The following is a 25,505-nucleotide window of genomic DNA, read 5'->3' as shown; positions in this document are numbered from 1 at the left end:
GTGTCCGGGGTGAAAGCGCGGACCTGAATTCCCCCCTTTCGGTTGCCCCGTTAGACCGAAAAAATCATCCTAGTACCCGGAATCAGAGCTGAGTGATACGGCGGCCTTTGAAACGGCGTTGACGGACCTTTTTCTTGGTCCAGACGAAGGGCTCGGCTCTGTCGTTGTATGCGTTGACGTAGGCATCGATGTGTTCCTGAAGCTGCTTGAGGCTCGTGAAGGAGGTGCCGCTGAGCGACTGCCCCTGCAAGATGGAAAACCATACTTCGACCTGATTGAGCCATGACGCACTTGTCGGCGTGAAATGAAATTGCACGTTGGGGTGGGCCTTGAGCCAGTCCTCGTTCTTTTTATGGGTGTTGAGGTTGTCGAGGATGACGTGAAGCTTGCGGTTCGGAAAAGCCGCGGTGACGCTGTTCATGAAATCGAGAAACTCGACGCGGCGCCGGCGTTTTGAATGGGTCGCGATGATCTTTCCGGTGGCGACTTCGAGCGCCGCAAACAATGTTGTGGTGCCATGCCGCTTGTAATCGTGGCTTTGGCCGGTCAAGGCGCGGCCATTGGGCAACTTCAGATAACCCTGCGCTCGCTCCAAAGCCTGGATCGAGGGCTTCTCGTCCACGCACAGCACAATGGCCTTCGCCGGCGGCGCGACATAGAGGCCGACAACATCGGCGGCTTTGGCCGTAAAGTTCGGGTCGTTGCTCTCGCACCAGGACTTGCGAGCCACCAGGTCAATCTTGTGGCTGCGCAGGAACCGCCAGACATATTGGACATCGACATCGCCCAGCGCCTCGGCCAGCAGGGGGCCGGTCCAGCGCGCAAACCCTTGCGGTGGCGGCTTATCCAGCAGCTTCAGAATCCGCTTGTCGGTCGTCTTCGTATAGATCGGCTGCTTGCCAGGCCGCGGCTTGTCTTGCAGCCCTTCAAGGCCATGGTCGGCATAGCGATGCCGCCAAAGGCTGACAATCCGCGGCTGGACCCCAACTTCCTTGGCGATCGACCGGGTGCTGCGCCCATCCGCCGCCAACAGAACTATCCGCGCCCGCTTCAAATCGCGCTGCAACGTCACCGGTGAGCGACAGCACGCCTCAAGCACCTTGCGATCTTTCCTCGAAAGGTGGACTTCTCTTGCTTCGGGTATCATCCCGACCTTGAATCACGACTCACGTTCCAAGAAAAGTGGGTACTAGTCGAGCACTCCTCTCACACAACTGTATCGCAAGCCTACGCGCTCGGCGCCACGCTCGTTCTCCCCGGGGCGATCAACAGGATCAAGCTGCTGGCAGCGCTGGCTGATCCGGCCGAGCCTGTGTCTGCTTCCTCAAGCGGCACAACGCAGCTGGACAATGCGGCAGCAGCCGCGGCAACCGCCATCGCGTCGATGTTCACGGCCGTCACGCTCGGCGAGCCGCTTGATGTCGCCGGCACCAGGAAAGCCGGTCGCCAGATTGCCGATCGTATCACCCAGCACGGCCTGTCGGAATGGCTCACGACGGTGCGGCGCCACCACGAGGGCACCTATCAGCACTGCCTGCTCGTGACCGGCGTCGCCATCGACTTCGGCCTCAGCCTCGGCGTCGGCAGGGCCGATCTGGAACGCCTCTACTCGGCCGCCATGTTCCACGACATCGGCAAGGCTCAGATCCCGCTCGCCATCCTCGACAAGCCGGGCCGCCTCGACGCCGAGGAGCGAGCTCTGATCGAAACGCATCCGACCGCGGGCTATGAGTTTCTGAAAGGGCACGAGGGGATTTCGCCTGAAATCCTCGATGCCGTGCGTCATCATCACGAATATCTCGACGGCAGCGGGTATCCGGATGCGCTCTGCGCCGAGAGCATCGGCGATATCGTGCGGATCCTCACGATCTCGGACATCTTCGCAGCGCTGATCGAGCATCGCCACTACAAGCCGACGATGCCGCGCGTGGAAGCCTACAATATTCTCTGTGGGATGACTGGAAAGCTGGAGAAGGCGCTGGTCGCCTCGTTCAAGCGGGTCGCGCTGACGCGATAGCCCGGAAAACCGGCGAGCGCCTCCATGCGATAATTGCAGCCGACAATTGCTGCCGAACGCTAGTGCGTCGCCCGGTATTTGGCGCGGCGGGGGATGGAGCGGCAGGCGAGGCCCTCGGCCAGCAGCTTCATGTCTTCTCGTTTGCCGCTGCGGATCAATCGGCCGAACTCGTCGGCTGAGAAAGGAAGACTTGGATCATCATCGATCGGGCGCCGCACTCGCGGGCCGAAGAACCTTAGAATCAGGCTAGCCAGCCGCCGCATGCCTATTCCCTCGCGCCAGCAACAAACCTCTCACGAGGCACATTGTTCCTGCTGGCGCGAAGAGAATGCAAGTGCGATCTGAACGGTCGTCACCGAAATTTGCGAAGCGGCAGGCTCTGTGCCCTACCCAATCCGCTTGAGCGTCTCGATGTCGCTCATGGCGCTGGTCAACGCCCCGTTGCGGTCGCGCACGAAGCTCTCGAGGTCCGATAGCACGGTGTTGATCATCTGAAGATTCTTGAACATCTCCTCGATCTGCGTCACGATGCTGTTGTAGCCTTCCTGGGTCTGGATCAGCTGGCCCCGGGTGTCGTTGATATTGGCTCCGAGCGACTCGAGCGATGTTTTCATGCCTCCGATCGAGGCGTGGGTACGCGTGAGGCTGGTTTTAGTGTCCTGCGCGAGCTTCTTCACCTCGGTCGCCACCACCGAGAAGCCCCGTCCCGCTTCGCCCGCGCGCGCCGATTCGATGGTCGCGTTGAGCGCCAGCAGGTTGGTCTGGCCCGCGATCGTGTCGATGATCTTCAGGATGTCCCGTAGCCCGTTCATGGCCTGAGTGAGGCCGGCGAACTCCTGCGACAATGCCGTCGTGTCGGTCGCCCGCGCCGCCGATTGTGCGCTCGCCACGATGACCGAGCGGATCTCCTCCACGATCGCGTTGATCGAAGCCGTCTGGCGCAGCGCGCCCTCGACCTTCCCGCTCAGCGTGGCGCTGGCGCTGAGATATTCCGTCAGACGATGCACGATGTCGTCCTTGATCCGGTTCAGCATGACCATGCGGTTGAGATGGGTGCGCGTGAAATATTCGACGAAATGCGCGTAGTGGATCGGGAACGTCTCGATGAACGGATCGTTCAGCGGCTTTTCCCTGACGTCGAAAAACACGATCGCGGTCAGCGTCTGGTTGATGTTGATCCCGAACAGCTCCCCGAAGGTGGAAAAACCCGCGACCGGCATCGGCCACATGCCGCTCATCTTGCGGAGCTGGCTCTCGTTGTTCAGGCGGCGCAGGATGCAGTCGTTGAGGATCGCGCCGATCGCCGGCGGCTTGTCGCGCAGGAAGGCCTCGAGGTCGCGCCGCGTCTGGTCCACGAAATCGGTGGCTTCCAGCAACTCGAGTCTGTCGCCCGAATTGACGTCGCAGAAGAACGACACGACGCCGCTGTCCGCATCGATGCCCGCGACCGAGCGCACGAACAGGTCTCCGCCGACCTCGATGCCGAAGGAGTGCTTCGTCATCATCGACATGAGGTTCGCCGGAATCGTGTTCAGCGCCTTCGCCACCACGGAGGCGAACGGCTTGATCTCGCTCCCTTCCATGACGCCCGAAGCGGTGCGACGATCCGGATCGGCGTCCATCACGACGAAGGATTTTCCGGTCTTCTTGAAGTTCTGCGTCTTGAAGATACCGTAGGCGCGGCCCGGCGCCAGCTTCATGAAGACGATCAGCGCATGGTTCTCGAGCACCTGCCTGCCGTCGTAGAGATGGGTATGCTGGAAGTCGAGCTTGCCGCCGGCGGATCCTCCGACGAAACCGCACGGAAACTTGCCGCTCCTGTACACGGCCTCCATGAAGTAGCTCTCCGACGCCGACACGCCGTCCACGAGCGCGAAAGCGATCGTATCGCGCACGTCGATCGCGAAGGGCGTCCTTATCGCGGCGACCTCGCGCGTGATCGCTTCGATGCGCGCGTCATGGGCCCTGGACGGCTCCCCCTTGCGGATGTCGTCGTTGTGGAGGCGGACGCTGTGGATGCTGACGGACTGAAACAGATCGGCCGGAAAAACCTGCACGACGACGGACGACCAGTTCGACCCCGTCGGCTTGTAGAGCGACTGGCCCGCCGAGCACAGCTCGCCCGCGGTCGACATCGCGATCACCGGCGTCGACCCCGCCAGCCTCTGCAACGACGATGCAACGCGCGCGAAGTCGCAGTGGGGCGAGATGAACGCGAGAACCAGCGGCGACCGCGCGCCCTCTACGACGAAGTCGCCCTCGGAAATATTTTGCAGCCGGTCGTCGCTCTCCAGCACCCGAATCGCGCAGGCCTCACGAACCGCCGGAGCCTCTTCCCGTACCTCCGCAACGATCGACGGCGCGGGCTGCTTGTGACTTGCCTGGGAAAACAACGAGAGCATGGCAATATCCTTGTTCGACGCGCGACGCGTCTCAAAGGAGTGAACTACGGATTCGAAATTGCCATTCGGTTAGGAAGCGCGCGGCGCAGGCGCGTTTGTGCCGTGAATGCGCACCGTAGGATTACGGCGTCGCATCGTTTCGCGGGCTCATGATACCGATCGCATCAGTGCATTTGATCCAGATCAAATCCGCGCGGCGCCCTCGCGCCGGCGGCATTGCAACGGACATCGGCACGATTCCGTGGCGCCAACACATCCACGCCTGCGTGCACTACTCGGCGAATCCGACGAACCGGACGAAGTCGCTGTTCGCCTCACGATCCGAGCGCACCGCGTTGGCGGCAAAGCCGTCGTCGGGATATCCCATCGCGACGCAGGTCATGATCACCTCGTCCTCCGGAATCTTCGCAACCTCGCGCACGATGTCGGAGCGCATGATGCCCTGCCCGTTGATCACCGAACCGAGCCCGCGGTCCCAGGCTGCGAGCACGATGCCGTAGCAGAGCGCGCCGAGATCGAAATGGCAGACCGCGCCGGGATCGAGCACGCGGTCATAGGTCAAGACCAGCGAGACCGGCGCGTCGAACTGGCGGAAGCCGCGCAGCACCCAGTCCTGTCGCATCGGCTTGTCGTCGCGTGCGATCCCCATCGCGCCGAACAGCTTCTTGGCGATGTCGACCTGCCGGGTGCGATGCACGCCCTGGTACTCGCCATGGCTGATGATGTCGCGCTTGACCTTGGCGCCGCCGACCATCTCTTCCATGTTGCGGCGGCGCAGCTCTTCCAGCGGGCTGCCTGTCAGCACATGAACGTGCCAGGGCTGGGTGTTCATCGACGACGGCGCGCGCTTGGCGCTCTCGATGATCGCTTCGATCACCGTGCGTGCCACCGGCTTGTTCTTGAAGCCGCGCACGCTGCGGCGCGACTGGACCAACGTTTCGAATTCCAACCTCAACCTCCCTGGCGCAGACCCGTCTGGCAGTTGCCGATGCGGCGCGCAAAATCTATGCTAACCCGCAAGCAAGACCAAGAACCCTGCCGTGGAAGGACCCGCAATGGCCGCACCGCTCGATCCCGTCATCGCCCAGATCATTCCGCTGCTGCCGCTTCGCGATCCGACCACGATGACGCCACAGAGCGCCCGTGATTCCTTGCGCGCACTGGCTGCCGCGCGTGCGGCCGTGCCGCCGCCATCGGTCGATACGGTGCAGGATATCAAGGTGAAAGGCGGTGCCGGCCCGCTCGATGCACGCCTCTACCGCATCGGTACCGATCCCGCGCCGACCGTGGTGTTCTTCCACGGCGGCGGCTGGGTCGCGGGCGATCTCGAGACCCATGACCGGCAGGCGCGCAATCTTGCGATCGAGACCGGCGCGGTCGTCGTCTCCGTCGACTATCGTCGCCCGCCGGAGACGCGCTTTCCCGGCGCCTTCGAGGATGCCTTTGCCGCGGCGCGTGACATCTTCAACCGCGTCGCGGAATTTGGCGGCGACTCAAGGCGCCTCGGCGTCGCCGGCGACAGCGCCGGCGGCAATCTCGCAGCCGCCACCGCGATTGCCTGCCGCGATGCCGGCATCAAGCTCGCCGCGCAGCTGCTGGTCTATCCCGTGACCGACGTCGCAGGCCACTATGCCGATGCGCGCGAGAACGCGCGCTTTCCCTCGCGCGCCGAGAATGCCGACGGCTACTTCCTCTCCCGCGCCGTGATGGAATGGTTCTGCGGCCATTATCTCGCCGATCCCGGCCACGGCGCCGACTGGCGCGTCTCGCCGCTGCGCGCGGCTTCGCTTGCCGGCCTCGCACCCGCGATCATTGCCACCGCCTGGTTCGATCCCCTGCGCGACGAGGGCGCCGCCTATGCACGGGCGCTGGAGGCCGCCGGCGTGCGCGTCAAGCACCATGAGGGCCCAGGCTTGATCCACGGCTATTTTGGTCTCGGCGACGCCTCGGACGTCGCGCGGGCCGAGGCGCAGCGTGCACGCGCCGACTTCAAGGCGCTGCTCGCGCGCGGCATATGAGGACCGGCTAGATGCGCGGCGCCCGCTGCGCCGCCGTGTGCCCCCACGTTTCGTCCCAATCCTGACCGGCGGCATCGACGACGCGGCCGTCGGCTTCAAAGAACTTGTTCGGCACCTGGAAGATCGCAAGGATCAAGGCCCCGTCCGGACACCAGGCGGCGTGGCGGCTGCCCGCCTCGCGCCAGATAAATTCGCCGGCCTTGCAGGCGATGCCCTTGGCTGGGCCCTCCTTGTCGACGAGAGCGCCTTCAATGACGTAGCTCTGCTCGATGCCGACATGCTCGTGATCGGGCAGCACCGATCCCGGCGCGAAGCGCATCAACGCCGTCATCAGGCCCGTGCCGCGATCGAACAGCAAGGTCTTGGCCTCGCAGCCGGGAAAGCGCGTCTTCTGCCATTCCATTGTCGCGGGTTGAACCAGATGAGAATGCTGGTCGGCGGTCTGCGGGCTCGTCACGGCATCCATGGCAACGCTCCGTTCCTGCTGGAATGGGGTCAGCCTAACAGGTCTCGGCCGCGCGGTCAGCGCGCAGTGCAGCAAGCGGCGGGCGCGAATCCGGAGGCCGGCCCGGAGCCGCGCGCGTCAAGGCGGAATGCATTCATCGCGCGCAGCGAAAATATCAGCGCCCGCGCCCGGCACGCGCCGATCCTGCTTGATTGCGCCACGATTCCCGGCTCCAATCTCCGCACCATTTCTGGTTTAGGGAGACACCCATGCTGAAACGTATTTTCCTGGCTGCGATCGTCGCCACCTTTGCAGCAGGCTCGGCCTTCGCGGAGGACACCTGCGAGAGCAAGGCCGTCGGCAAGGACGGCAAGCCCTTGGCGGGAGCGGCCAAGACCTCGTTCCTGAAGAAGTGCAAGGCCGACGCCTGCACGCCCAAGGCCGTCAGCGCCGACGGCAAGCCGCTGGCCGGTGCCGCCAAGAACAGCTTCATGAAGAAGTGCGAAGTCAGCGCGTAACGCGGGCTGCGACACTCTCGTGCCCCGGACGCAGCGCAGCGCTTCTTCAGCGATGCGCTGCAGAGCCGGGGCCCACGCTTTCACGTGCATTCCGAGAGATGGGTCCCGGCTCAGCGGAGCGTCACTGCGCGCCGCACCGCGTCCGGGACACGAGACCTGCCTACGCGCTTACGAGTTTCGCCGCCATCACTCCCGCTTGAACCGGTAGTCGAACGCCCCGTCCAGCGGCTTGATCAGCCCGACCGTCGGCGCCGGAAAATGGATCGGCAGGATCAGCGTGTCGGTGTCGGCGACGGAGGCGAAGAACTTTCGCCGCGAGACCGCCGACTGTTTCGCATCCCAATCCGGCATCGCCGACCAGTCCGGCTCACGGCACTGGATCTGGTGATGCATGAGATCGCTCGCGACCACCGCGCGCTGGCCCTTCGAGAAGATGTTGACGCAGCAATGGCAGGGCGAATGCCCCGGCGTCGGCGTCAGCGTCACGGTGTCATCGAGCGCGTAGTCATCGTCCACCAGCAGCGCCTGCCCGGCCTCGACGATCGGCAGGCAATTGTCGCGGAAGACGGTGCCGGGCGGGTTGCTGCCCTTGGCGTTCTCGGCCTCCCAGGCTGCATACTCACCCTTGTGGAAGACGTATTTCGCATTCGGGAACGTCGGCACCCAGCGGCCGTCGCGCAGGGTCGTATTCCAGCCGGTGTGATCGATGTGAAGGTGCGTGCAGAAGACGTAGTCGATTTGTTCGAAAGAGATGCCGAGCGCGAACAGTTCGTTGCGCCAGCGCTCCTTGCCGGGAAAGTCGAACGGCGGCGGATGCCCCTTGTCCTCGCCGGTACAGGTATCCACCAGGATCGTGTAGCGCGGCGTGCGCACGACGAACGTCTGATAGGTGATGACCATCATGCCGCGCGCTGTGTCGAACACCTCCGGCTCCATCGTCGGCAGATGACGCCTGAACACGACCTCGTCATAGGCCGGGAAGAAATCCTGCGGCCGCCGCCACGGCCCTTCCCGCTCGATCACCGCGTCGATGGTGATCTCGCCGATCCGCAGTTGCTTCATGGTTGCTTTGCTCCTTTTTTAAGGGAGCGTAGCGCGAGGCATCGACGCGTCAAGGCATGTATCGGAATGCTAGCTCAGCCCCCCGGTACATCGTTGTGCGAGCCGAACGGCATGTCGCTTCTTGGCAAACTCCACACCAATGTTAGCATAACACGGTGCCCCTCGGAGAGATGCTGTGGCTGTCCCAGTCGAATTGCTAGCTCGGGTGATCGGTTCGCTACCGGCGAGCGAAGACGCCGAGGCGGCTCTTGGCTTCCTAAAGCGGTCGGACCTGACCAGAATCGTTCCGTCTGGAGAAGAAGCTAGCTTCGGGCAGGCAGACGAGTCCTTGCGAATTTGCAGGATCAGGCAAGTGAGCGCGACAGAGGCCGGCATTGTCACATACGGCTTTCATTCGCTGCTGTCCGCTCTAGAGAAATTGCATCCGACGGAGATCCTTACCCTCACGGCGTTCGCCACCGCCGAGTGGTACGGCACCTTTTGGTTGGACCAAGCCGATCGACTTGTGGGGTTCGTCCTCGTCCAGCGCCGCCCCCCTGAAGAAGAGCAAGAGCGCCTGGAGTGGCTTCGGCGAAACCTGACATAGAACGCAAGACGAGCGCCAACAGCGTTTTGATCCCGGAGCGCTACGCTCCATCCGGGCTACAGGCCGCCGCTACGACCGCAACCCCGGCGCTTCCTGCCCGGTCCGCGCGACATATTCGGTGTAGCCGCCGCCAAACTGGTGGATGCCCTCGGGCGTCAGCTCGAGCACGCGGTTCGACAGCGTCGCCAGAAAATGCCGGTCGTGCGAGACGAACAGCATGGTGCCCTCGAAATCCGACAGCGCCGAGATCAGCATCTCCTTGGTGGCGAGGTCGAGATGGTTGGTCGGCTCGTCCAGCACCAGGAAGTTCGGCGGGTCGAACAGCATCTTGGCCATCACGAGGCGCGCCTTCTCGCCGCCCGAGAGCACGCGGCAGCGCTTCTCGACGTCGTCGCCGGAGAAGCCGAAGCAGCCGGCGAGCGCGCGCAACGAGCCCTGCCCTGCGGTCGGAAACGCGTCCTCCAGCGACTGGAACACGGTGCGCTCGCCGTCGAGCAGGTCCATCGCGTGCTGGGCGAAATAGCCCATCTTGACGCTGCCGCCGACCGCCACCGTGCCCTGGTCCGGCTCGCTCGCGCCCGCGACGAGCTTGAGCAGCGTCGACTTGCCGGCGCCGTTGACGCCCATCACGCACCAGCGCTCCCTACGGCGGATCATGAAATCGAGGCCATCATAGATGCGCTTGCTGCCATAGCCCTTGTGGACGCTCTTGAGCGCCACGACGTCCTCGCCCGAGCGCGGTGCCGGCGGAAAATCGAACGCGATGCTCTGGCGGCGGCGCGGCGGCTCGACCCGCTCGATCTTGTCGAGCTTCTTCACCCGGCTCTGCACCTGGGCGGCATGCGAGGCACGCGCCTTGAAGCGCTCGATGAACTTGATCTCCTTGGCGAGCATCGCCTGCTGGCGCTCGAACTGCGCCTGCTGCTGCTTCTCGTTCAGCGCGCGCTGCTGCTCGTAGAACTCGTAGTCGCCGGTATAGGTCGTGAGCGAGCCGGAATCGATCTCGATCACCTTGGAGATCACACGGTTGATGAACTCGCGGTCATGCGAGGTCATCAGCAGCGTGCCTTCGTAATCGTGCAGGAATTTTTCCAGCCAGATCAGGCTTTCCAGATCGAGATGGTTGCTCGGCTCGTCCAGCAGCATGACGTCGGGGCGCATCAAGAGGATGCGGGCGAGCGCCACGCGCATCTTCCAGCCGCCCGAGAGCTTGCCGACATCGCCGTCCATCATCTCCTGGCTGAAGCCGAGGCCGGACAGCGCCTCGCGCGCCCGGCCGTCGAGCGCATAGCCGTCGAGCTTCTCGAAGGCGTGCTGCACCTCGCCATAGCGCGCGATGATCTCGTCCATCTGGTCGGCCTTGTCAGGGTCGGCCATGTCAGCCTCGAGCTGGCGCAACTCGGCTGCGACCTCGCTGACGGGACCGGCGCCGTTCATCACCTCGGCCACGGCGCTGCGGCCGGACATCTCGCCGACGTCCTGGTTGAAATAGCCGATGGTGATGCCGCGATCGGTCGAGACCTGCCCTTCGTCGGGCAGTTCCTCACCGGCGATCATCCGGAACAGGGTGGTCTTGCCGGCGCCGTTCGGCCCGACGAGGCCGATCTTCTCGCCCTTGTTGAGGGCCGCGGAGGCTTCGATGAACAGGATCTGGTGGCCGGCTTGCTTGCTGACGTTGTCGAGGCGGATCATGGGGTCATTTTGGGGGAATTTTGCGTTGCAGCGTCATAGGCCATGCGGGCTCCCAGGGGAAGCCCGGCGGGGCCCGGAGGCACCGGTTGCCAGCGGGTAAATATTGCATGGCAGGGCTGGACCGCAGCAGGAGCCGGTCGGAGCGGCCGTCTGCGCCTCCTGGCAGGCTAAATCGCCATGCCCCCCGAAACCTCAATCCGCTGCGCATTGACCCAGCGATTATCGTCAGACAGCAACGATGCGATCATCGGGCCGATGTCATCGGGAGCGCCAGCCCGGCCAAGGGCCGTCATCCCGGCAACCTGCTTGTTAAGCTCCGGATTGTCCCGGACCATCCCTCCGCTGAAATCTGTCTGTACCGCACCCGGAGCCACCGCGTTGACGGCAATCCCGCGAGAGGCGAATTCCTTTGCCTGGTAGCGGGTCAACACATCGATTGCGGCCTTCAGTGCGCCGTAGGGACCGCTTCCGGGAATGATGATCCGTGCGAGCCCGCTCGAGAGGTTTACGATCCGGCCACCGTCACTCATCAATGGAAGCAATTTTTGGGTGAGAAAAAAGACGCCTTTGAAGTTCACCCGGTATATGTCGTCGAGCTCTGCTTCGGTCGTCTTCTCAAGTGAATTATGGTGGGAAATACCGGCATTGTTGACGAGATAGTCGAAACGGATCGCGCCAATTTCGCCCAGTGCCTCTCGAACTTGCGAGACGAAGGTTTCGAATGTACTCGTTCGTCCGACGTCGAGTTGCAAGGCCCTCGCTCTGCGCCCCATTTGCTCGACCTCTCGCGTGACCATTTCGGCCTCGGCGACGGCCGAATGGTAGGTGAACATGACATCGACGCCTCGCCGTGCGAGATTGAGCACCGTGTTTCGCCCGAGGCCTCGGCTTCCGCCGGTGATCAACGCAATTCTTCCCCGCTGCTTCATCACGCTCTCCTGATAACCCCAATCCGGCAGATTGACGCTACCGCCGCTCCGAAGCGCGGCGCGCGTTAGAAGCTGTTAGAAAATGAAAAATTCTGACGTCTGCCGGGTCACCTGGAGACTGGCCAGATCGACATCTTGCACCCGAAGCGCTCAATGCAAGGGACGGGCAGTCGACCTCGATACTTCTGGACGTGCCTCGAAGACCCGTTGAAGCAGCGCGTGCGCATCAGCTCCTAGGCCTCGATTTTTCATCGACCGCGCCAGCGGAACAGCGGCCTTCAGCTCCCACCCTGATGCTCGTTGGCTTCTTGCACTATCCATCGATCGACGAAGCGCCAGCTCTGCTGCCTTGCGGTCGGGATTTGGGCTCGTCAGGATGATTTGCGCCTGCGTGCGTAGCAATTCCGGCATCCAGAACGTCTGGCGCATCCGCTCCGCAAATAGAATTGCCGATTGAATGGTCTCGCGCGCCTCGTCATACCTTCCGCTTCGAGCAAGTCCATCGGCGAGCGCGCGGGATGCCGCCGGGATGACCATGTGAAGTTGCTCACGGTGGAGCCCTCTCAGCGCCTGGCGCAGCGCCTCGACGCCGTCGGCGGGCCTCCCGCTCATGAAAAGCCACTCTCCCCTCAGAGCCTGAGCGGCTGCTGCATGACCTCGGAGAGAATGCTTCTCAGCCAGTGAGATTGCACGATCGACATGGTCGGCAACGTCACCGGTGTTCCCGCTCCACAGCAGCACCGGGACGGAGTGGACCACCGCCATGCAATAGTTCGCCGCCGGAGCCAACCGGGCTGCCTCGTTCATCGCCTCGAGCGCCTGCTTGCGAGCTTGCTTGCGGGAGCCCAGCAACCATAGAGAACGTGCCAGTGCGATCTCGGCGCGCAGACGGTGATCATATCCAAACAGATTGATGTCGAGCCGACCAATTGACGTCTCCAGCTCGAAACCGCACTTGCAATGCGCCACCGCGGCGACTTGATCGCCAGCGAGGTGGCAAGCCGCCGCCAGCATCCATTCGGCAATAATTCTGTCGCTCAATGAGCCGCTTAGCTCGGCTACAGTTCTGCATCTCGTCGCTGCAGCCAATGCTCCTTCAAAGTCGCCGAGCCTTGTGAGGAAAAGGTTGAGTCCGGCCAGCAGTCGCAGCTGTGGCAATGCTTCTTCGCTCGCTTCGTGAAGTGCCAGCCCGCGCCGTATGGCGGCCTGAACTTCGGTCGTATTACCCAAGGTATGCAGTGACGAGACTGCATATGCCTCCTGCAAGCGTGCCTCTCGATGCGAGAGTCGGCCGAAATTCGCAATCGCTTTCAGTGCCAACCCCGACCAACGCCGGCACTCGACCAGCAACCACAGACCGAGAAACAAAGGGGCGGAATCTGCGGCAAGCTCGATGCCGATCGAGCGATCCTCTTTTGAGAAGCTCCACTCGAGCGCCTTCCGCACGTTTCCGATGTGAGGCGAATAACGCCCGATGTCAGCGTAAGCCCCCTGCTCGAGCGCGATTGCCTTGAAAAAAGCACCGAAATAGAGCGCGTGGCGCAGGGAAACCGGTTCAGCCTCCCCGATTTCCACGAGCTTGGCCGCAGCATACGTGCGCGTCACATCGGGTAAACGATAGAACACGGTATCACCGACCAGATGAACCCAGACGAGCGATTTGTTCACCAACCTCGCAATCGCGATCTCGACTTCGGCGCTTTTTCGCTCCCCACTTCCGGCAACGGAGCAGGCAGCCTCAATCGTGAACAGACCGACAAATATGGAAAGATGGGAAAGAACACGCTGTTCGCTTTCGGCAAGCAACCTGAAGCTCCAATCGAGCATCGCCTGGAGCGTGCGGTGTCGTGGGACAGCGTTTCGCTGGCCTGTCAGTGACAGCTCCATATGGCTGGCCAGCAGACCCGCAACACCCCGAAGGCCATAGGTCCCCACTCGGCTGGCGACCAGTTCGATCGCCAGCGCGATGCCATCGGTACGGCGACATATTTCAGAAACGACCGGCGCATCAGCGTCATTCAGCGCCCCCTCGAAACCAGCGGATGAGGCTCTATCCATAAACAGCCTCACTGCCGGGGTCGCCATGGCATCCGCGGCGCTCGGAACGTCGTCGATTGGGCAAGCAAGAGGGCTGAGAAGGTGCACAATCTCGCCCTCGACGTTCAATGCTTCCCTCGACGTGACAAGCAGACAAACGCCGGAAGTACACTGAAACAGTTGGCTGGCCAAATGCGAGGCCGCATCGAGAAGATGTTCGCAACTATCCAGCACGATTAGAATTCGCTTACCGGCAACGAACCCCAGAAGTTCCGCAAGGGGCTCGGCTCCTCCGAGCGGGCAGCCGACCGCGGAGAGAACCGCCCCAGCGACTAGGCCAGGTTCGTCAACCGCGCCCAAATCGACAAAAACGGCGCCTTCATCGCCAAATTCGGCTTGTAGCCGGCGAATGATAGCCCCGGCCACGGTAGTCTTGCCGATACCGCCAGCTCCAACGACGCTGACAAAACGCTGCTTCACGATGAGCGTACAGAGGTCGTCGACGACTTCGTCCCGTCCAACGAACAATCTGGGGATCGACGGGAATTGGCGTCCATGCCTGGGGGGCGGAACGTATCCAGAAGATGCAAGCCCATTGCCACGTTTGCGCTCGATCGGAGCCACAAAACTATAGCCCCGACCGGAAACAGTGACGATGTAACGCGCGCCATCCTGACCTTCGCCCAAGGCCCGGCGAAGGGAGGCCACGTGCACTCTCAAGACGGCCTCGTCGACGACAACGTCACGCCACACGGAGAATAGGAGATCGCGTTTGCTGACGAGTTCGCCGGCGCGCTCGGTCAGCGCAATCAGTATGTCGAAACCGCGCGAGCCGATCCGAACTTCAACTCCATCCTTCAGGAGTTGCCGACGACGCTTGTCCAGTTGGAAGCGACCGAAGAATACTTCCGCATCGGAACTTTCGGCAGAGTCGATGCTCATGACCATACCAGGCCTTTCCTTGAGCTTTCGTGCACAGGAATAGCCGCTCGTCTCGCAATCCTGCGCGTCAATCGGCAGTGGGCAGCAGTTGACGCACTGCTTTCAAATCATCGCAGTGCCGCGAGCGCTTCTTCCATGTGACAGTCAGTCACATCTTGGCGTCTTTGCAAATTCGCACGTTTTTATGACGCGCTTCGCGAGGCACATGCGGCCCCTCAGGCCCTTCGCATCAGCTTGAGCGAGGCCGCCAGTCGCAAGCTGCGCTTGCCGGCGAGCGCGATGCCTTCGAATTCGCCGCTATCCGCCGTGCAAGTCCCGGAGAAGCCGCCCTTGCAGGCGCTCTGCGAGCGTGGGCGCTCCCGGCGCGACTGCGCCGGGAGTCGTACCGTCACTTCACGAGCGCGGCCTTTTCGATCACCTCAGCGACCACCTTCGCGTGCACGACAAGCGAGGCATGGCTACCGGCGACTTCCGTCGTTTCAGCCTTCATCCTTGTCGCGAAGAATTTCTGGGCCTCGGGCGCGATGACTTTGTCCTTCGTGGTGATGACATCGAACGTCGGCTTGTCGTGCCAGGCCGCAATGCTGACGGGGGCTTCGAACGCAACGTGATTCAACGGAAGCTGCGAGTTGGCCAGGTGCTCAGCGATCTCCGGAGGAAGGTCAGCCGCGACGGCCGACGGAAAAATCTTGGGATCGATGTACAGATTGCCCTTCGCGTCGGGATGGATCGCGTTGCCGCCTTCGGTCGGCGGGCCGGCCTTTGCCAGCGACGCCAGGGATTCGCCGACCTCCGGCGCGAAGGCGGACACATAGACCAGCGCCGAAACCTTGGGATCGTTGCCGGCTTGCGTGATCACCACGCCGCCCCAGGAGTGGCCGACCAGAACGGTCCTGCCATCCTGTCTCGCCAGCGCCTGCTTGGTGGCATCGACGTCAGCGACGAGCGAGGTGAGCGGATTTTCCACGAGCGTGACGTTATAGCCTTTCTTCGTGAGAATATCGGCAACCGGCTGCCAGCTCGTCTGGTCCACGAAAGCGCCGTGCACGAGCACGATGTTGTGCGCTGCTCCCTTGGGCAGTTCGGCGGATTGGGCGGAGCCGACCAACGTCGATCCGGCCAGGAGTACAGTGGCGGCTGAGAGAAGGATATTTCGCATTGAATGTTCCTGTTGGCATGTCGGACGAAATCAGTCCGGGGGGATGGACAGGCGTTTCCTGCAAGGTCGCGGTTCTTCCATCCGCCGTCGGCGAAATGGTTGCCGCACCTACCGTCGGCCCGCTGCGGCATGATCTATTCCGCGGGCATTTCGGACGATAGGGATCAATCGTCCGCATGTTGTGTCCGATCGTCCACCGGTCTAATCTGGACCGCATGGACATCCTCACCCAGGTGCTCGATCGGGTTCGTCTCGGCGGGACGTTGCTCTTCCACTTCGAGCTCGGCCATCCCTGGCATCTTGAGTTGCCGGCGCGCCCCTACGCCCTGTTTCACTATCTCAGCCAGGGTTCGGCGACCCTCGCGCTCGAACAGGGAGAGGAAATCCAGATGACCGAGGGCGATTTTGTCGTGATCACGCGCGGCGAGCCCCATGTGTTTTATTCGGATCGCCGGGCCGAGCCTTTGCGCATCGCGGATATCGAACGGTCGTCGCCACGCCTCGGATTCCTTCGTCACGGCAGCCGTGCAAAGCCGCTCTCGACCATGCTCTGCGGCAATTTCACGGTGTCGCGGCCGATGTTTGGCAGCGTGCTGGAGTTGCTTCCACCCGTGCTCTTGCTGAAGCCGACGGCGGACCGTGGTTGGCTTGAAGCAATCCTGCGCCGCATGATGAGCGAGTCCGCGCTCGAGCGTCCTGGCCAAGGCGTCGCGCTTTCACGACTGACGGAAGTGCTCTTCGTCGAGGTGCTGCGAAGCTGGATCGCGTCTCTCAGTCCCGGACAAGGCGGCTGGATCGGGGCCATTTCTGATCCCCATATCGGACCGGCGCTGAAGCTAATTCACGAAAGTCCGGAGCAGCTCTGGACGCTGAGCGACCTTGGCCGTCGCGTCGGGCTCGGCCGCTCGGCATTTTCGGCGCGCTTTACCAGGCTCGTCGGCCAGTCCATGCACCGTTATGTGATCGAACGCCGAATGGCGGAGGCGGCGTTTCTGCTCGAAACAAGCGATGAGCCCATCGCGCGGATTGCCAGCCGGGTTGGTTACGAGACAGCGGCGGCGTTTTCGAAGCTGTTTCACCGGCATCACGGACATTCGCCAGGCCGCTACCGAGCCTCTCGACGCGCCGACGGAGGCTACGCGCAATCGGGCAATTCGGAAGTACACGTATCCGATTGACCTCGAGCACGCGCGCCGTCGCCATGTCTGCAAGTGGCCCATCGCCGACAACGTCGCCTTCCAACAGCAAAGCAGACGCGACGAATTCATGAGTACCCGCCCTACGCCCTTCGCATCAGCTTGAACGAGGCCGCCAGCCGCAGGCTGCGCTTGCCGGCGCGCTGGTCGATGCCTGGGTGAAGACCGGGGCGGCGTGTCCGGCTCCGTGACGAGGCGCTAGGGCGAGTACTCATGACCGTCGGCTTCCGAAGATAAAGCGGACGTCGCCCCGCTTGGTCATCATCGCCGGCTCATGACCCTGGCTGTGTAAAAAGCCACGAGTCGGCTACGATTCCTCCGTTTCCTGATGGGGGATACGGATGGGACGCTTCGTTGAAGGCGCGGACAGATCCCAGCTGACGCTCTTGCCGGAATGTCTGGAGGATTGGGTAAGCGAGGACAACGCGGTCCATGTGATCGATGTGTTCGTCGAGGCGCTCGACCTGCATGGAATGGGGTTTGTGCGTGCGATCGCCAAGGAGACGGGCCGGCCCTCCTATCATCCGGCAGTCCTTCTGAAGCTTTACATCTACGGTTATCTCAATCGGGTGCAGTCCAGTCGCCGCCTGGAACGTGAGGCGTGCCGCAATATCGAGGTGATGTGGCTGATCGGCCGCCTGGCTCCCGATCATAAGACGATCGCCGATTTCCGGAAGGACAATGGTGCGGCGACCCATAGCCGACGTACTACGGCCGTTGGCCCGATGTCGGCTTTTTGACCCTCAAGGACATTGAGGCTGAGTTAGGATATTGCAGCCCGGCAATGTCGCCCCTTCGAAGGATGCATGTTGCGATAGCTGACACTTCACGACATGGATCAAGCCGTTGTCGTCCAACGGCATGCACGTGATCATGCGAAATCCATGGCAAAGCGAGACTTGTAACTTTCGTGAAGCCCAAGCCAAACAGAACCGCGCCCGGAGGCCGGTCATTCATCTTCGATCACGAGAACAGAAAGGTCCCAATCAGCAGGCCCGCAGCGAAAGCGAAAAGCCCCAATGTGCAGCATGAAACGATACGGACGAGGATGCGAACTTGCTCCTCGTACTCCTCTTCTGCGGTCTTGTGGGACTGAGCCGTCACTGCAACTGCCCTGCCATCGCCCAGATTTGGCAAATATACGCTCGAAATCATGGTCAGCGCGAGGCATTTTAGTCCCGCCGCGATGCCCTGTTCGTGATCTGGCAGGCATCCCTTACGGGAAGGATCATTGAAGCCTCTCTTGAGGCTACTCTCGGCTCAGCGAGTTGGCGGGCAAATTGAGCACAATTGAATGTCCGCCGGTTGATGTCCGGCTTCGCCCCAATGCGGAGCGGGCTGCTTTCATTCCCCTGCGACGCAGATGTCGAGTGCAAGCGCCGACGAGGTGATCAAATAGCAGATCTCCGCAGCTAGTACCCGGAATCAGAGCTGAGTGATACGGCGGCCTTTGAAACGGCGTTGACGGACCTTTTTCTTGGTCCAGACGAAGGGCTCGGCTCTGTCGTTGTATGCGTTGACGTAGGCATCGATGTGTTCCTGAAGCTGCTTGAGGCTCGTGAAGGAGGTGCCGCTGAGCGACTGCCCCTGCAAGATGGAAAACCATACTTCGACCTGATTGAGCCATGACGCACTTGTCGGCGTGAAATGAAATTGCACGTTGGGGTGGGCCTTGAGCCAGTCCTCGTTCTTTTTATGGGTGTTGAGGTTGTCGAGGATGACGTGAAGCTTGCGGTTCGGAAAAGCCGCGGTGACGCTGTTCATGAAATCGAGAAACTCGACGCGGCGCCGGCGTTTTGAATGGGTCGCGATGATCTTTCCGGTGGCGACTTCGAGCGCCGCAAACAATGTTGTGGTGCCATGCCGCTTGTAATCGTGGCTTTGGCCGGTCAAGGCGCGGCCATTGGGCAACTTCAGATAACCCTGCGCTCGCTCCAAAGCCTGGATCGAGGGCTTCTCGTCCACGCACAGCACAATGGCCTTCGCCGGCGGCGCGACATAGAGGCCGACAACATCGGCGGCTTTGGCCGTAAAGTTCGGGTCGTTGCTCTCGCACCAGGACTTGCGAGCCACCAGGTCAATCTTGTGGCTGCGCAGGAACCGCCAGACATATTGGACATCGACATCGCCCAGCGCCTCGGCCAGCAGGGGGCCGGTCCAGCGCGCAAACCCTTGCGGTGGCGGCTTATCCAGCAGCTTCAGAATCCGCTTGTCGGTCGTCTTCGTATAGATCGGCTGCTTGCCAGGCCGCGGCTTGTCTTGCAGCCCTTCAAGGCCATGGTCGGCATAGCGATGCCGCCAAAGGCTGACAATCCGCGGCTGGACCCCAACTTCCTTGGCGATCGACCGGGTGCTGCGCCCATCCGCCGCCAACAGAACTATCCGCGCCCGCTTCAAATCGCGCTGCAACGTCACCGGTGAGCGACAGCACGCCTCAAGCACCTTGCGATCTTTCCTCGAAAGGTGGACTTCTCTTGCTTCGGGTATCATCCCGACCTTGAATCACGACTCACGTTCCAAGAAAAGTGGGTACTAGCGCCGAAATTGTTCGCTTATCGGGGTAGAGAGAAAGCAACTGGCCGACCTTCCAAACGGCGCTTTTGACCCCAACCGGCCCTCCGGCATGAAAACTCCGCACCGACGCAGGATCTCGGGAAATTCACTGCGAACTTTACGGGTTTGATCGGATGATCATCCGGAACGCTGAAGCTACAGTCGACCTTGGTCCCGGTGCCTTTCCAACCCAGTGGAGCACAGGTGAGCACTCACCCAACGAGTACAGGAGGACTCCGATGTGCCGTATTCTGTTTGCTGCGGTCTCCACCATTTTGATCTTGGTCACAGTCGGATCACTCTCGCCCGCGGTCGCAGATCGCTACTGCCTACAAGGCCGCCGCTGGGGCCATCCCGGCAACTGCCAGTTCTCGACTCTCCAGCAGTGCAGGACGGCTGCCTCCGGCACACATGCGTCCTGCGGGGTCAATCCGCGCCATGCATTCGGACGCTCGCGGCAGGGCAGACAGTAGTTGAGCGCCGCGGGCGCACCGGGCCGATAATTGTTGGTGGGTGCGGCTTGATTATTGAGAAAATCGTCGACCTGGATGAGTCCCGTTCTGCCTGAATTTCAAGGAATCAAATGGAGGGATGAGAATGTCGGTCCCCTGCAAGTTCGAACGCAGCCTCCTCAGCCACGAAGAATATGAGACGATCCGCCTCACGCACCATCCTGCCATCTATGACGTCGAAATCGCTGAGCTTGAGGCCATGCGACCCCGCTTGCGCAAGATGCGCAATAAGGAGCGAACGCTCGGCCGACAAAGGCAGCGACAGGGGCGCGGAAAAGCCGAGGCTCGCGGAGCCAGCTTTCCAGGAACCGCCGAGCATGCATCAGAACGCAAGCAAGTCTTCGCCGCGGCGCTGAAGCGGTTGAACAACGAGCTTCGGCGTCTTCACAACCTGGCAGCTCGGACCGCGCATGTCGAAGCGGCTCGAAAGGCTCTCGCGCTGCATCGAGCGGCGAACTTCACGATTTATCCCCCAGCCGGAGCCACCGCGAACGAAGGCATGGTGCCGAAGGCAAGCACACGCCGAAGAAAGACCATTGCAGGCGCAAAGATCGGACGAGTGTCGCAGGCGACGAAAGTCGCGCAGGCGGTACGCGACGCGCGAGGCGGATGAGCCTGAGTTGACCCATAACGAACTTGATGCGCAACGCATGCCCTTGTGATCGACGAAGGGCGTGATGTCGCCTGTTGGCCCACGGCCGACATCCAGACGTATCGGATTCAACGTCGCCTTCCAACAGCAAAGCGGACGCGACGAATTTATGAGGACACGCCCTAGGCCCGCCGCATCAGCTTGAGCGAGGCCGCAAGGCGCAGGCTGCGCTTGCCGGCGAGCGCGATGCCTTCGAGCTTCGCCGCTATCCGCCGTGCAAGTCCCGGAGAAGCCAATCCCGACCTCATAGCCGCCGAACACCGGATTTTCGCCTTTCGCCGGCGTGTGCTCCTGGTTGAGCATCTCACCCTTCCAGCGGCCGTCGGCCGATGAATAGGAGCCGAGATAGTAGAAGAACGCATCGCCGCCGAGGATGCGGCCGTCGATCAGCAGCATCACGCCGGAGAGTCCGGCATCGACACCGTCAAGCGCGCGCAGGCTCATCCCATAGAGCCCGTTGACGATGCCGCCAGGGCCGACCGCGCCGCTCGGAGGCACCGCCTCGTCGTCGAGCCGGGTGAGATTGGCCCAGAATTTTGCGCCCGGCATGGTGTCCGCGCCGCCCTCCAGACGGATCTGGTTGCCGTGCAGCCTCCCGCGTGCCCCGATCGAGGCGACGTCGGCGCCCATCAGCGGCTTGTAGTTCGGATCCAGATTATGCCGCTCGGTGATGACCTCGGCGATGGTCTCGCCATCGCGCTCGACATAGGTGCCAAGATGCGCGAAGCCCGAATTGCCGCCCAGCATCTTGCCGTCGTGCAGGCACATGATGCTGCGGCCGAACGCATCGTTGACGCCGTATTCAACCTTGTAGAGTCCGTCCAGCAACGCAATCAACCCGCAAAATCGGAAAAGAATCGAGGCTACCTAGCACTGCCGCCGCGCCAAGGCCATCCGGCTTTTGCGCGCAGGGCCGCTCGCCGGACCCCTCGCTGCATGATGCCATCATGCCCCTGTTTTGCCCGACGGGTCAACCGAGATTCGCCAAATCCGCAATCCGTGATTTCGTTGCGATTTCAGTGCCCCGGCTACTGTGCATGGGGTTGTTTTTCGACTTTTTTGTTCTGCGTGGTCCCGGCCGCCTCGCCCCGCGCTAGTGACGCTTGAAATATTGCACCTCGCGCTCGTGCTTCTCGGCCGCCGCGCGGCTCTTGAAGGTGCCGAGGTTGCGACGCTTGCCGGTCTTCGGATTCACCTTGCGTGAGTAAAGGCGATACTCGCCGGATGCCAGTTTGCGGATCATGATCACGCCTCCTGTCGGGTTTTCGGATTCAACCCGCTGCGCGCGAAATCCGTTCCGTCACGGCTTGGATGGCGGCGCAAACTGCTGATTGGCGAATGGCGCCTGGTCGGAAGGAACCTTCATGACGACGAAGTTGCGCTTCATCGACCGGTGGCAGGTGTTGCAGCCCTCGGTCAAATCGCCAAAGGCCTTTGCGAATTTGCGGCCGTCCTTCGCCGTGAGCGCGTCGGACATCGATTGCAGCGATGGCTCCAAGGTCGTGACATTACCGACGGGAATGCCTGAATAGAATACGGCGGCCTCGACCAGGCTGGCCTTGAGCTGGCGCAGCTCATAGGCCGCGAGCTCCCAGTTCTGGGCCTTGCCGGCCAGCCAGAGTTTCTGGTGACGCGTCTGCGCGGCGCCCATGATGTCGCCGAGGCGCGGCACATACTGGTCCGAGGATGGCGATTTGAGGTCCTGCGCCGTTGCCACGGCGGTTAGCGCGCCAAAGCCGGCCAGCGCCAGCATCCACCCCCGAAGCCTCATCGCAGGTCTCCATTTCCCGTGAGAAGCAAGTGTACGCTGGCGCGGTGCCCGGGAGCCTTGCGCTCGATCAAGGGCGGCGTCGAACCCGTCGGCGCACGCGCACGACAAAGGGGCATGAACCGGACCGAACCATCCGCCGAAGAGCAGATCGAGGCCTTCATCGCCAGCGCGGCGAAGCAACCGCTGCTCGATGCCGCGTTCGAACTCTGGCGCTGGCGCTACCGACTGGATTCGATCGAGGGGCGCCCGACCGCCGAGGAGGTCCGCATCAATCGCACCCTCTCGCCGCAGCAGATGGCCGAGAAATATCGTTACGACCGCGACCATGCCCATGAGGGGTCGATGTTCGGCTATGTGAAGCGAGCTCATCCTCGCGCCGACGACAACGCGATCAGGCAGGCCATCATCACCGCCGTCAAATTCGAGGGCGCGGCCGATGCCCATTTCAAATGGGACGGTGATTTCTGGGACTGCGTCGTACGCGCCGTGGCGCAGGCCGCCGCGGAATATCCCGATTTTCTCGAGACGACCTATCGCGACGCCCGCAACAATCTCGCCTACTACATGAAGTGAGCTACAGCATGATCCGGAAAAGTGGGCAGCGGTTTCCCGAAAGGATCATGCTCAAACAATAATTCTAAAGCGCGATCTCATCGCGCGCTTTAGAAGCACAGCGTGGTGACGAGCTTGCCCTGCTTGTCCTTGATCGCGTAGGGGCAGCGCAGCCGCTCCAGCGCAGCCTTGGCGTCCTCGTCGCCGAGCGCGGCAGCACGCTCGTAATAGGCTTTTGCGGCATCCTTGTCCTTCGGCCCGCCGCGGCCTTCCTGCGCGAAGGCGCCCATCCGCTCCAGCGCACCGGGATGGTTTTGCGCGGCCGCCTTCTCGAACAGCGCGCGCGCCGCGACGTCGTCCTTCGCACCGCCCGTGCCTTCGGAGAGCATCAGGCCGAGCTGATACTGCGCCTCCGCGTTGGTCTCGGCGGCCTTGCCCAGCAGCGCGCGGGCCTGCGCGGGATCGGCCGGCGCGGCACCACCGGCGCCGCCGAGCGCGGCAAGATTGCTGACGCCGCGGGGATTGCCGGCCTGCGCCGCCTTCTCGAACAGCTTTCGCGCCTGCGCCTCATCTTTCGCGACTCCTGATCCCGTGCCGTAGAGCACACCGAGCTCGACCATGGCCGCGCTCGATCCCTTGTCGGCCGCCTTGCGCCAGGCGGCGATCGCCTCCGCCCTGACGGCCGGCGGCATAGGCGCGGCCGAGCTCGAACATCGCGCGCCGCGAGGATGGCGCGGCCTGCCTGCAGAATTTGATGGCGGTCGCGACGTCGGAGGCAGCGACCTCCGCCACGCCCTTCACGTCGGCCGGCTTGTCGGGATCGCTGGGATCGGCCGCAACCCGGTCGCACAGGACGAGGTCGGCCGATTGCGCATGCGCCGCGAGGGGCGCGGCCAGCGCAAGGAGAATGGCAAGAAGATAGGTCCGCATGGGCACCACGTTGCGTCCCCGCCCCGGCAAATTCAAGGCTCGAGTCCGGATTGACGGAGAACGGGCACGACCTCCGGCGATGCCAGGTAGCGCAGCAGCAGGTACGCGGCTTCGGCCTGTTTCGCGTTCGCCATGCGGCCGGTGGAGAACACGGCCGGCGTCTGCAAATCGTGCGGGACCGGGCCGACGATTTCGATGCCGTCGACCTGCTTCAGCTCGCTGATCTGCTGCACGGCGAGGTCCGCCTCGCCGTTGACGAGCCGCTCGGCGGTAAAGCCCTGTTCGACGATGGTGGCTTTGGCGTTGATCTCGGCTGCGATCCCCATCCGGACGATCAGCTGGGCGAAGTAGACGCCGCTGGCGCCCAGCCGCGAATAGGCGACGGACCGCGCCGCAAGCAGCGTCTTGCGCAGCGCAGCTTCGGTGGCAATGTCGGGATGCGCCTGCCCTGCCCGCACGGCAATGCCGACGAAGGAGCGCGCGAGATCGGCCGCGCTCTCCGCGACGACGCGGCCCTCGCCGATCATCTCGTCGAGCCCCTCGCGCGTGAGGATGACGAGATCGGCGGCCTCGCCGTCGCGCAGCCGCTTGAGCAGCGCCAGGGTCGGCGCGAAGTCGGATTCGACGTGGATGCCGCTAGCGGTCTCGAAGGCGGTGGACAGGCTGCGCATCGCGCCCATCAGGCCGAGCGTCGAAAGCATGCGGATGGTCTTTTCCATGTGTCTTCCCGGATGAGATCAGGCGCGGTGCATCAGCTTGAGCGCTGCGGTCAGGCGCAGGCTGCGCTTGCCGGCGAGCGCGGTTGCCTCCAGCACCGCCTGCTCCGCGTCGTAGCTGCCGGAGAAGCCGATGCCGACCTCGTGGCCGCCGAAGATCGGATCGTCCTTGGCCGGCGTGTGCTCCTGATTGAGGATCTGGCCCTTCCAGCGGCCGTTCGCGGCGGTGTAGCTGCCGAGATAGTAGAACGCGGCATCGCCGCCGAGAATGCGACCCTGGTTGAGCAGCATCACGCCGGTGAGGCCGCCGTCGACGCCGTCGAGCATGCGCAGGTGGATCGAATAGAGGCCATCGGCGATGCCGCCCTCGCCGACGCCGCCGGCGATCGGCACCTCGTCCTCCGTGATCGGCGTCATCACCGACTGGAACGGCACGCCCGGCAGCTCCTTCAGCTCGCCCTTGAAGCGATAGAGATCGCCGTCGGCCCGGCCTTTCGCCAGCAAGGTCGCGTCATCGGTGCCGGCCATGGCGCGGTAGTTCGGATCGGGGTTGTGGCGGACGGTCTTGATGACGATGTCGACGCCGTCATCGGTCTTCTCGTAGGTGCCGATATGGGCGAAGGCCGAATTGCCGCCGAGCATCTTGCCATTGCCGGCATGCATCACGCTCCGGCCAACGGCGTCGCCGAGCTGAAACCGCACCTTGTAGAAACCCTCAAACACCAGCCGTCCCCGGCCCTGCGCACATCCGGGCACAGTCTATCCCGCTTTCGATGACGATGGACAAAATTCACCTCATCACAGCCGGCGGACCAC

Annotated in this window: 24 protein-coding genes and 3 pseudogenes; 9 read left to right on the top strand and 18 right to left on the bottom strand. The window is 62.7% G+C overall.

Annotation, left to right across the window (positions count from 1 at the left end):
- Positions 1 to 82: 82 nt before the first annotated feature.
- A complete protein-coding gene (locus tag ACFLEY_RS20455) occupies positions 83 to 1,147 on the bottom strand; it encodes an IS630-like element ISRj1 family transposase (RefSeq protein WP_026192128.1) in 1,065 nt (354 codons plus the stop codon).
- Here ACFLEY_RS20455 and ACFLEY_RS20450 point away from each other — a divergent pair.
- The gene (locus ACFLEY_RS20450; RefSeq protein WP_396604743.1) at positions 1,121 to 2,017 is read left to right on the top strand and encodes an HD-GYP domain-containing protein; all 897 of its coding nucleotides are present in this window, start codon (positions 1,121 to 1,123) and stop codon (positions 2,015 to 2,017) included. The two genes, ACFLEY_RS20455 and ACFLEY_RS20450, sit on opposite strands and share 27 nt — an antisense overlap.
- Before the next feature lie 59 nt (positions 2,018 to 2,076).
- On the opposite strand, the gene ACFLEY_RS20445 is transcribed toward ACFLEY_RS20450, so the two are convergent.
- The 3 genes from ACFLEY_RS20445 to ACFLEY_RS20435 all read right to left on the bottom strand — a co-directional run bounded on the left by ACFLEY_RS20445 (position 2,077) and on the right by ACFLEY_RS20435 (position 5,368).
- Positions 2,077 to 2,280 (bottom strand): hypothetical protein, encoded by a 204-nt coding sequence (locus ACFLEY_RS20445; RefSeq protein WP_028171162.1) that lies wholly within the window; start codon positions 2,278 to 2,280, stop codon positions 2,077 to 2,079.
- Between the two features lie 123 nt (positions 2,281 to 2,403).
- On the bottom strand, positions 2,404 to 4,419 hold the full coding sequence (locus ACFLEY_RS20440) for an FIST N-terminal domain-containing protein (RefSeq protein WP_060911787.1): 2,016 nt from the start codon (positions 4,417 to 4,419) through the stop codon (positions 2,404 to 2,406).
- 271 nt (positions 4,420 to 4,690) lie between these two features.
- Positions 4,691 to 5,368, bottom strand: coding sequence for a nitroreductase (locus ACFLEY_RS20435; protein WP_038966804.1), 678 nt, complete (start codon positions 5,366 to 5,368; stop codon positions 4,691 to 4,693).
- A 106-nt stretch (positions 5,369 to 5,474) separates the two neighbouring features.
- On the opposite strand from ACFLEY_RS20435, the gene ACFLEY_RS20430 reads away from it, so the two are divergent.
- Positions 5,475 to 6,437, top strand: coding sequence for an alpha/beta hydrolase (locus ACFLEY_RS20430; RefSeq protein ID WP_060911786.1), 963 nt, complete (start codon positions 5,475 to 5,477; stop codon positions 6,435 to 6,437).
- Between the two features lie 7 nt (positions 6,438 to 6,444).
- Here the strand turns inward: ACFLEY_RS20430 and ACFLEY_RS20425 are convergent, their stop codons facing one another.
- Positions 6,445 to 6,903 (bottom strand): cupin domain-containing protein, encoded by a 459-nt coding sequence (locus ACFLEY_RS20425; RefSeq protein ID WP_060911785.1) that lies wholly within the window; start codon positions 6,901 to 6,903, stop codon positions 6,445 to 6,447.
- Between the two features lie 248 nt (positions 6,904 to 7,151).
- On the opposite strand from ACFLEY_RS20425, the gene ACFLEY_RS20420 reads away from it, so the two are divergent.
- Positions 7,152 to 7,400 (top strand): hypothetical protein, encoded by a 249-nt coding sequence (locus ACFLEY_RS20420; RefSeq protein ID WP_011086960.1) that lies wholly within the window; start codon positions 7,152 to 7,154, stop codon positions 7,398 to 7,400.
- A gap of 186 nt (positions 7,401 to 7,586) precedes the next feature.
- On the opposite strand, the gene ACFLEY_RS20415 is transcribed toward ACFLEY_RS20420, so the two are convergent.
- Positions 7,587 to 8,462 carry an MBL fold metallo-hydrolase gene (locus ACFLEY_RS20415; RefSeq protein ID WP_060911784.1) on the bottom strand — a complete coding sequence of 292 codons (876 nt, stop codon included), beginning with the start codon at positions 8,460 to 8,462 and terminating at the stop codon, positions 7,587 to 7,589.
- 175 nt (positions 8,463 to 8,637) lie between these two features.
- Between ACFLEY_RS20415 and ACFLEY_RS20410 the strand changes: the two genes are divergently transcribed.
- Positions 8,638 to 9,048: a hypothetical protein gene (locus ACFLEY_RS20410; protein WP_129557568.1), complete on the top strand. Its 411-nt coding sequence runs from the start codon at positions 8,638 to 8,640 to the stop codon at positions 9,046 to 9,048.
- A 69-nt stretch (positions 9,049 to 9,117) separates the two neighbouring features.
- On the opposite strand, the gene ACFLEY_RS20405 is transcribed toward ACFLEY_RS20410, so the two are convergent.
- The 5 genes from ACFLEY_RS20405 to ACFLEY_RS20385 all read right to left on the bottom strand — a co-directional run bounded on the left by ACFLEY_RS20405 (position 9,118) and on the right by ACFLEY_RS20385 (position 15,807).
- Entirely contained in the window at positions 9,118 to 10,740 is a 1,623-nt protein-coding gene (locus tag ACFLEY_RS20405) for an ABC-F family ATP-binding cassette domain-containing protein (RefSeq protein ID WP_060911783.1), read from the bottom strand.
- A gap of 167 nt (positions 10,741 to 10,907) precedes the next feature.
- Positions 10,908 to 11,669, bottom strand: coding sequence for an SDR family NAD(P)-dependent oxidoreductase (locus ACFLEY_RS20400; RefSeq protein ID WP_211434286.1), 762 nt, complete (start codon positions 11,667 to 11,669; stop codon positions 10,908 to 10,910).
- Positions 11,670 to 11,819: 150 nt separating this feature from the next.
- Positions 11,820 to 14,648: an ATP-binding protein gene (locus ACFLEY_RS20395; protein WP_396604742.1), complete on the bottom strand. Its 2,829-nt coding sequence runs from the start codon at positions 14,646 to 14,648 to the stop codon at positions 11,820 to 11,822.
- A 215-nt stretch (positions 14,649 to 14,863) separates the two neighbouring features.
- A complete protein-coding gene (locus ACFLEY_RS20390) occupies positions 14,864 to 15,040 on the bottom strand; it encodes a hypothetical protein (RefSeq protein ID WP_171901095.1) in 177 nt (58 codons plus the stop codon).
- A complete protein-coding gene (locus tag ACFLEY_RS20385; RefSeq protein ID WP_060911780.1) occupies positions 15,037 to 15,807 on the bottom strand; it encodes an alpha/beta hydrolase in 771 nt (256 codons plus the stop codon). The genes ACFLEY_RS20390 and ACFLEY_RS20385 overlap by 4 nt, the downstream gene beginning before the upstream one ends.
- A gap of 215 nt (positions 15,808 to 16,022) precedes the next feature.
- On the opposite strand from ACFLEY_RS20385, the gene ACFLEY_RS20380 reads away from it, so the two are divergent.
- Both ACFLEY_RS20380 and ACFLEY_RS20375 read left to right on the top strand, forming a co-directional pair.
- Positions 16,023 to 16,985 carry an AraC family transcriptional regulator gene (locus ACFLEY_RS20380; RefSeq protein WP_028171150.1) on the top strand — a complete coding sequence of 321 codons (963 nt, stop codon included), beginning with the start codon at positions 16,023 to 16,025 and terminating at the stop codon, positions 16,983 to 16,985.
- 359 nt (positions 16,986 to 17,344) lie between these two features.
- Positions 17,345 to 17,695, top strand: a pseudogene (locus tag ACFLEY_RS20375) (transposase); the annotation flags it as partial.
- 733 nt (positions 17,696 to 18,428) lie between these two features.
- On the opposite strand, the gene ACFLEY_RS20370 reads toward ACFLEY_RS20375, so the two are convergent.
- Positions 18,429 to 19,493, bottom strand: coding sequence for an IS630-like element ISRj1 family transposase (locus tag ACFLEY_RS20370; RefSeq protein ID WP_026192128.1), 1,065 nt, complete (start codon positions 19,491 to 19,493; stop codon positions 18,429 to 18,431).
- Between the two features lie 197 nt (positions 19,494 to 19,690).
- Between ACFLEY_RS20370 and ACFLEY_RS20365 the strand changes: the two genes are divergently transcribed.
- Together ACFLEY_RS20365 and ACFLEY_RS20360 are read left to right on the top strand one after the other, a co-directional pair.
- Positions 19,691 to 20,029, top strand: a complete 339-nt coding sequence (locus ACFLEY_RS20365; protein ID WP_370140254.1) for a DUF3551 domain-containing protein — start codon at positions 19,691 to 19,693, stop codon at positions 20,027 to 20,029.
- Between the two features lie 124 nt (positions 20,030 to 20,153).
- A complete protein-coding gene (locus tag ACFLEY_RS20360; RefSeq protein ID WP_039184394.1) occupies positions 20,154 to 20,681 on the top strand; it encodes a hypothetical protein in 528 nt (175 codons plus the stop codon).
- Between the two features lie 161 nt (positions 20,682 to 20,842).
- Here the strand turns inward: ACFLEY_RS20360 and ACFLEY_RS20355 are convergent.
- The 3 genes and pseudogenes from ACFLEY_RS20355 to ACFLEY_RS20345 form a co-directional block, all read right to left on the bottom strand.
- Positions 20,843 to 21,548 (bottom strand): annotated as a pseudogene (locus ACFLEY_RS20355) (GrlR family regulatory protein).
- A 265-nt stretch (positions 21,549 to 21,813) separates the two neighbouring features.
- Entirely contained in the window at positions 21,814 to 21,963 is a 150-nt protein-coding gene (locus tag ACFLEY_RS20350) for a hypothetical protein (protein ID WP_007609497.1), read from the bottom strand.
- Positions 21,964 to 22,020: 57 nt separating this feature from the next.
- Entirely contained in the window at positions 22,021 to 22,491 is a 471-nt protein-coding gene (locus ACFLEY_RS20345; protein ID WP_011086947.1) for a hypothetical protein, read from the bottom strand.
- A 114-nt stretch (positions 22,492 to 22,605) separates the two neighbouring features.
- Between ACFLEY_RS20345 and ACFLEY_RS20340 the strand changes: the two genes are divergently transcribed.
- Positions 22,606 to 23,064, top strand: coding sequence for a hypothetical protein (locus tag ACFLEY_RS20340; RefSeq protein WP_060913070.1), 459 nt, complete (start codon positions 22,606 to 22,608; stop codon positions 23,062 to 23,064).
- Positions 23,065 to 23,153: 89 nt separating this feature from the next.
- Here the strand turns inward: ACFLEY_RS20340 and ACFLEY_RS20335 are convergent.
- The 3 genes and pseudogenes from ACFLEY_RS20335 to ACFLEY_RS20325 form a co-directional block, all read right to left on the bottom strand.
- Positions 23,154 to 23,973 (bottom strand): annotated as a pseudogene (locus tag ACFLEY_RS20335) (tetratricopeptide repeat protein).
- A 32-nt stretch (positions 23,974 to 24,005) separates the two neighbouring features.
- Complete coding sequence (locus tag ACFLEY_RS20330) at positions 24,006 to 24,692, bottom strand: substrate-binding domain-containing protein (RefSeq protein ID WP_060911778.1); 687 nt, start codon at positions 24,690 to 24,692, stop codon at positions 24,006 to 24,008.
- A gap of 18 nt (positions 24,693 to 24,710) precedes the next feature.
- Complete coding sequence (locus tag ACFLEY_RS20325; RefSeq protein ID WP_028171143.1) at positions 24,711 to 25,412, bottom strand: GrlR family regulatory protein; 702 nt, start codon at positions 25,410 to 25,412, stop codon at positions 24,711 to 24,713.
- Between the last annotated feature and the right edge of the window lie 93 nt (positions 25,413 to 25,505).

This window comes from Bradyrhizobium sp. YCK136 (assembly GCF_044570075.1).
GTDB lineage: Bacteria > Pseudomonadota > Alphaproteobacteria > Rhizobiales > Xanthobacteraceae > Bradyrhizobium > Bradyrhizobium diazoefficiens.
The sequence above is the reverse complement of the archived record's forward strand: the minus strand, read 5'-3'. Positions and strand labels throughout refer to the sequence as shown.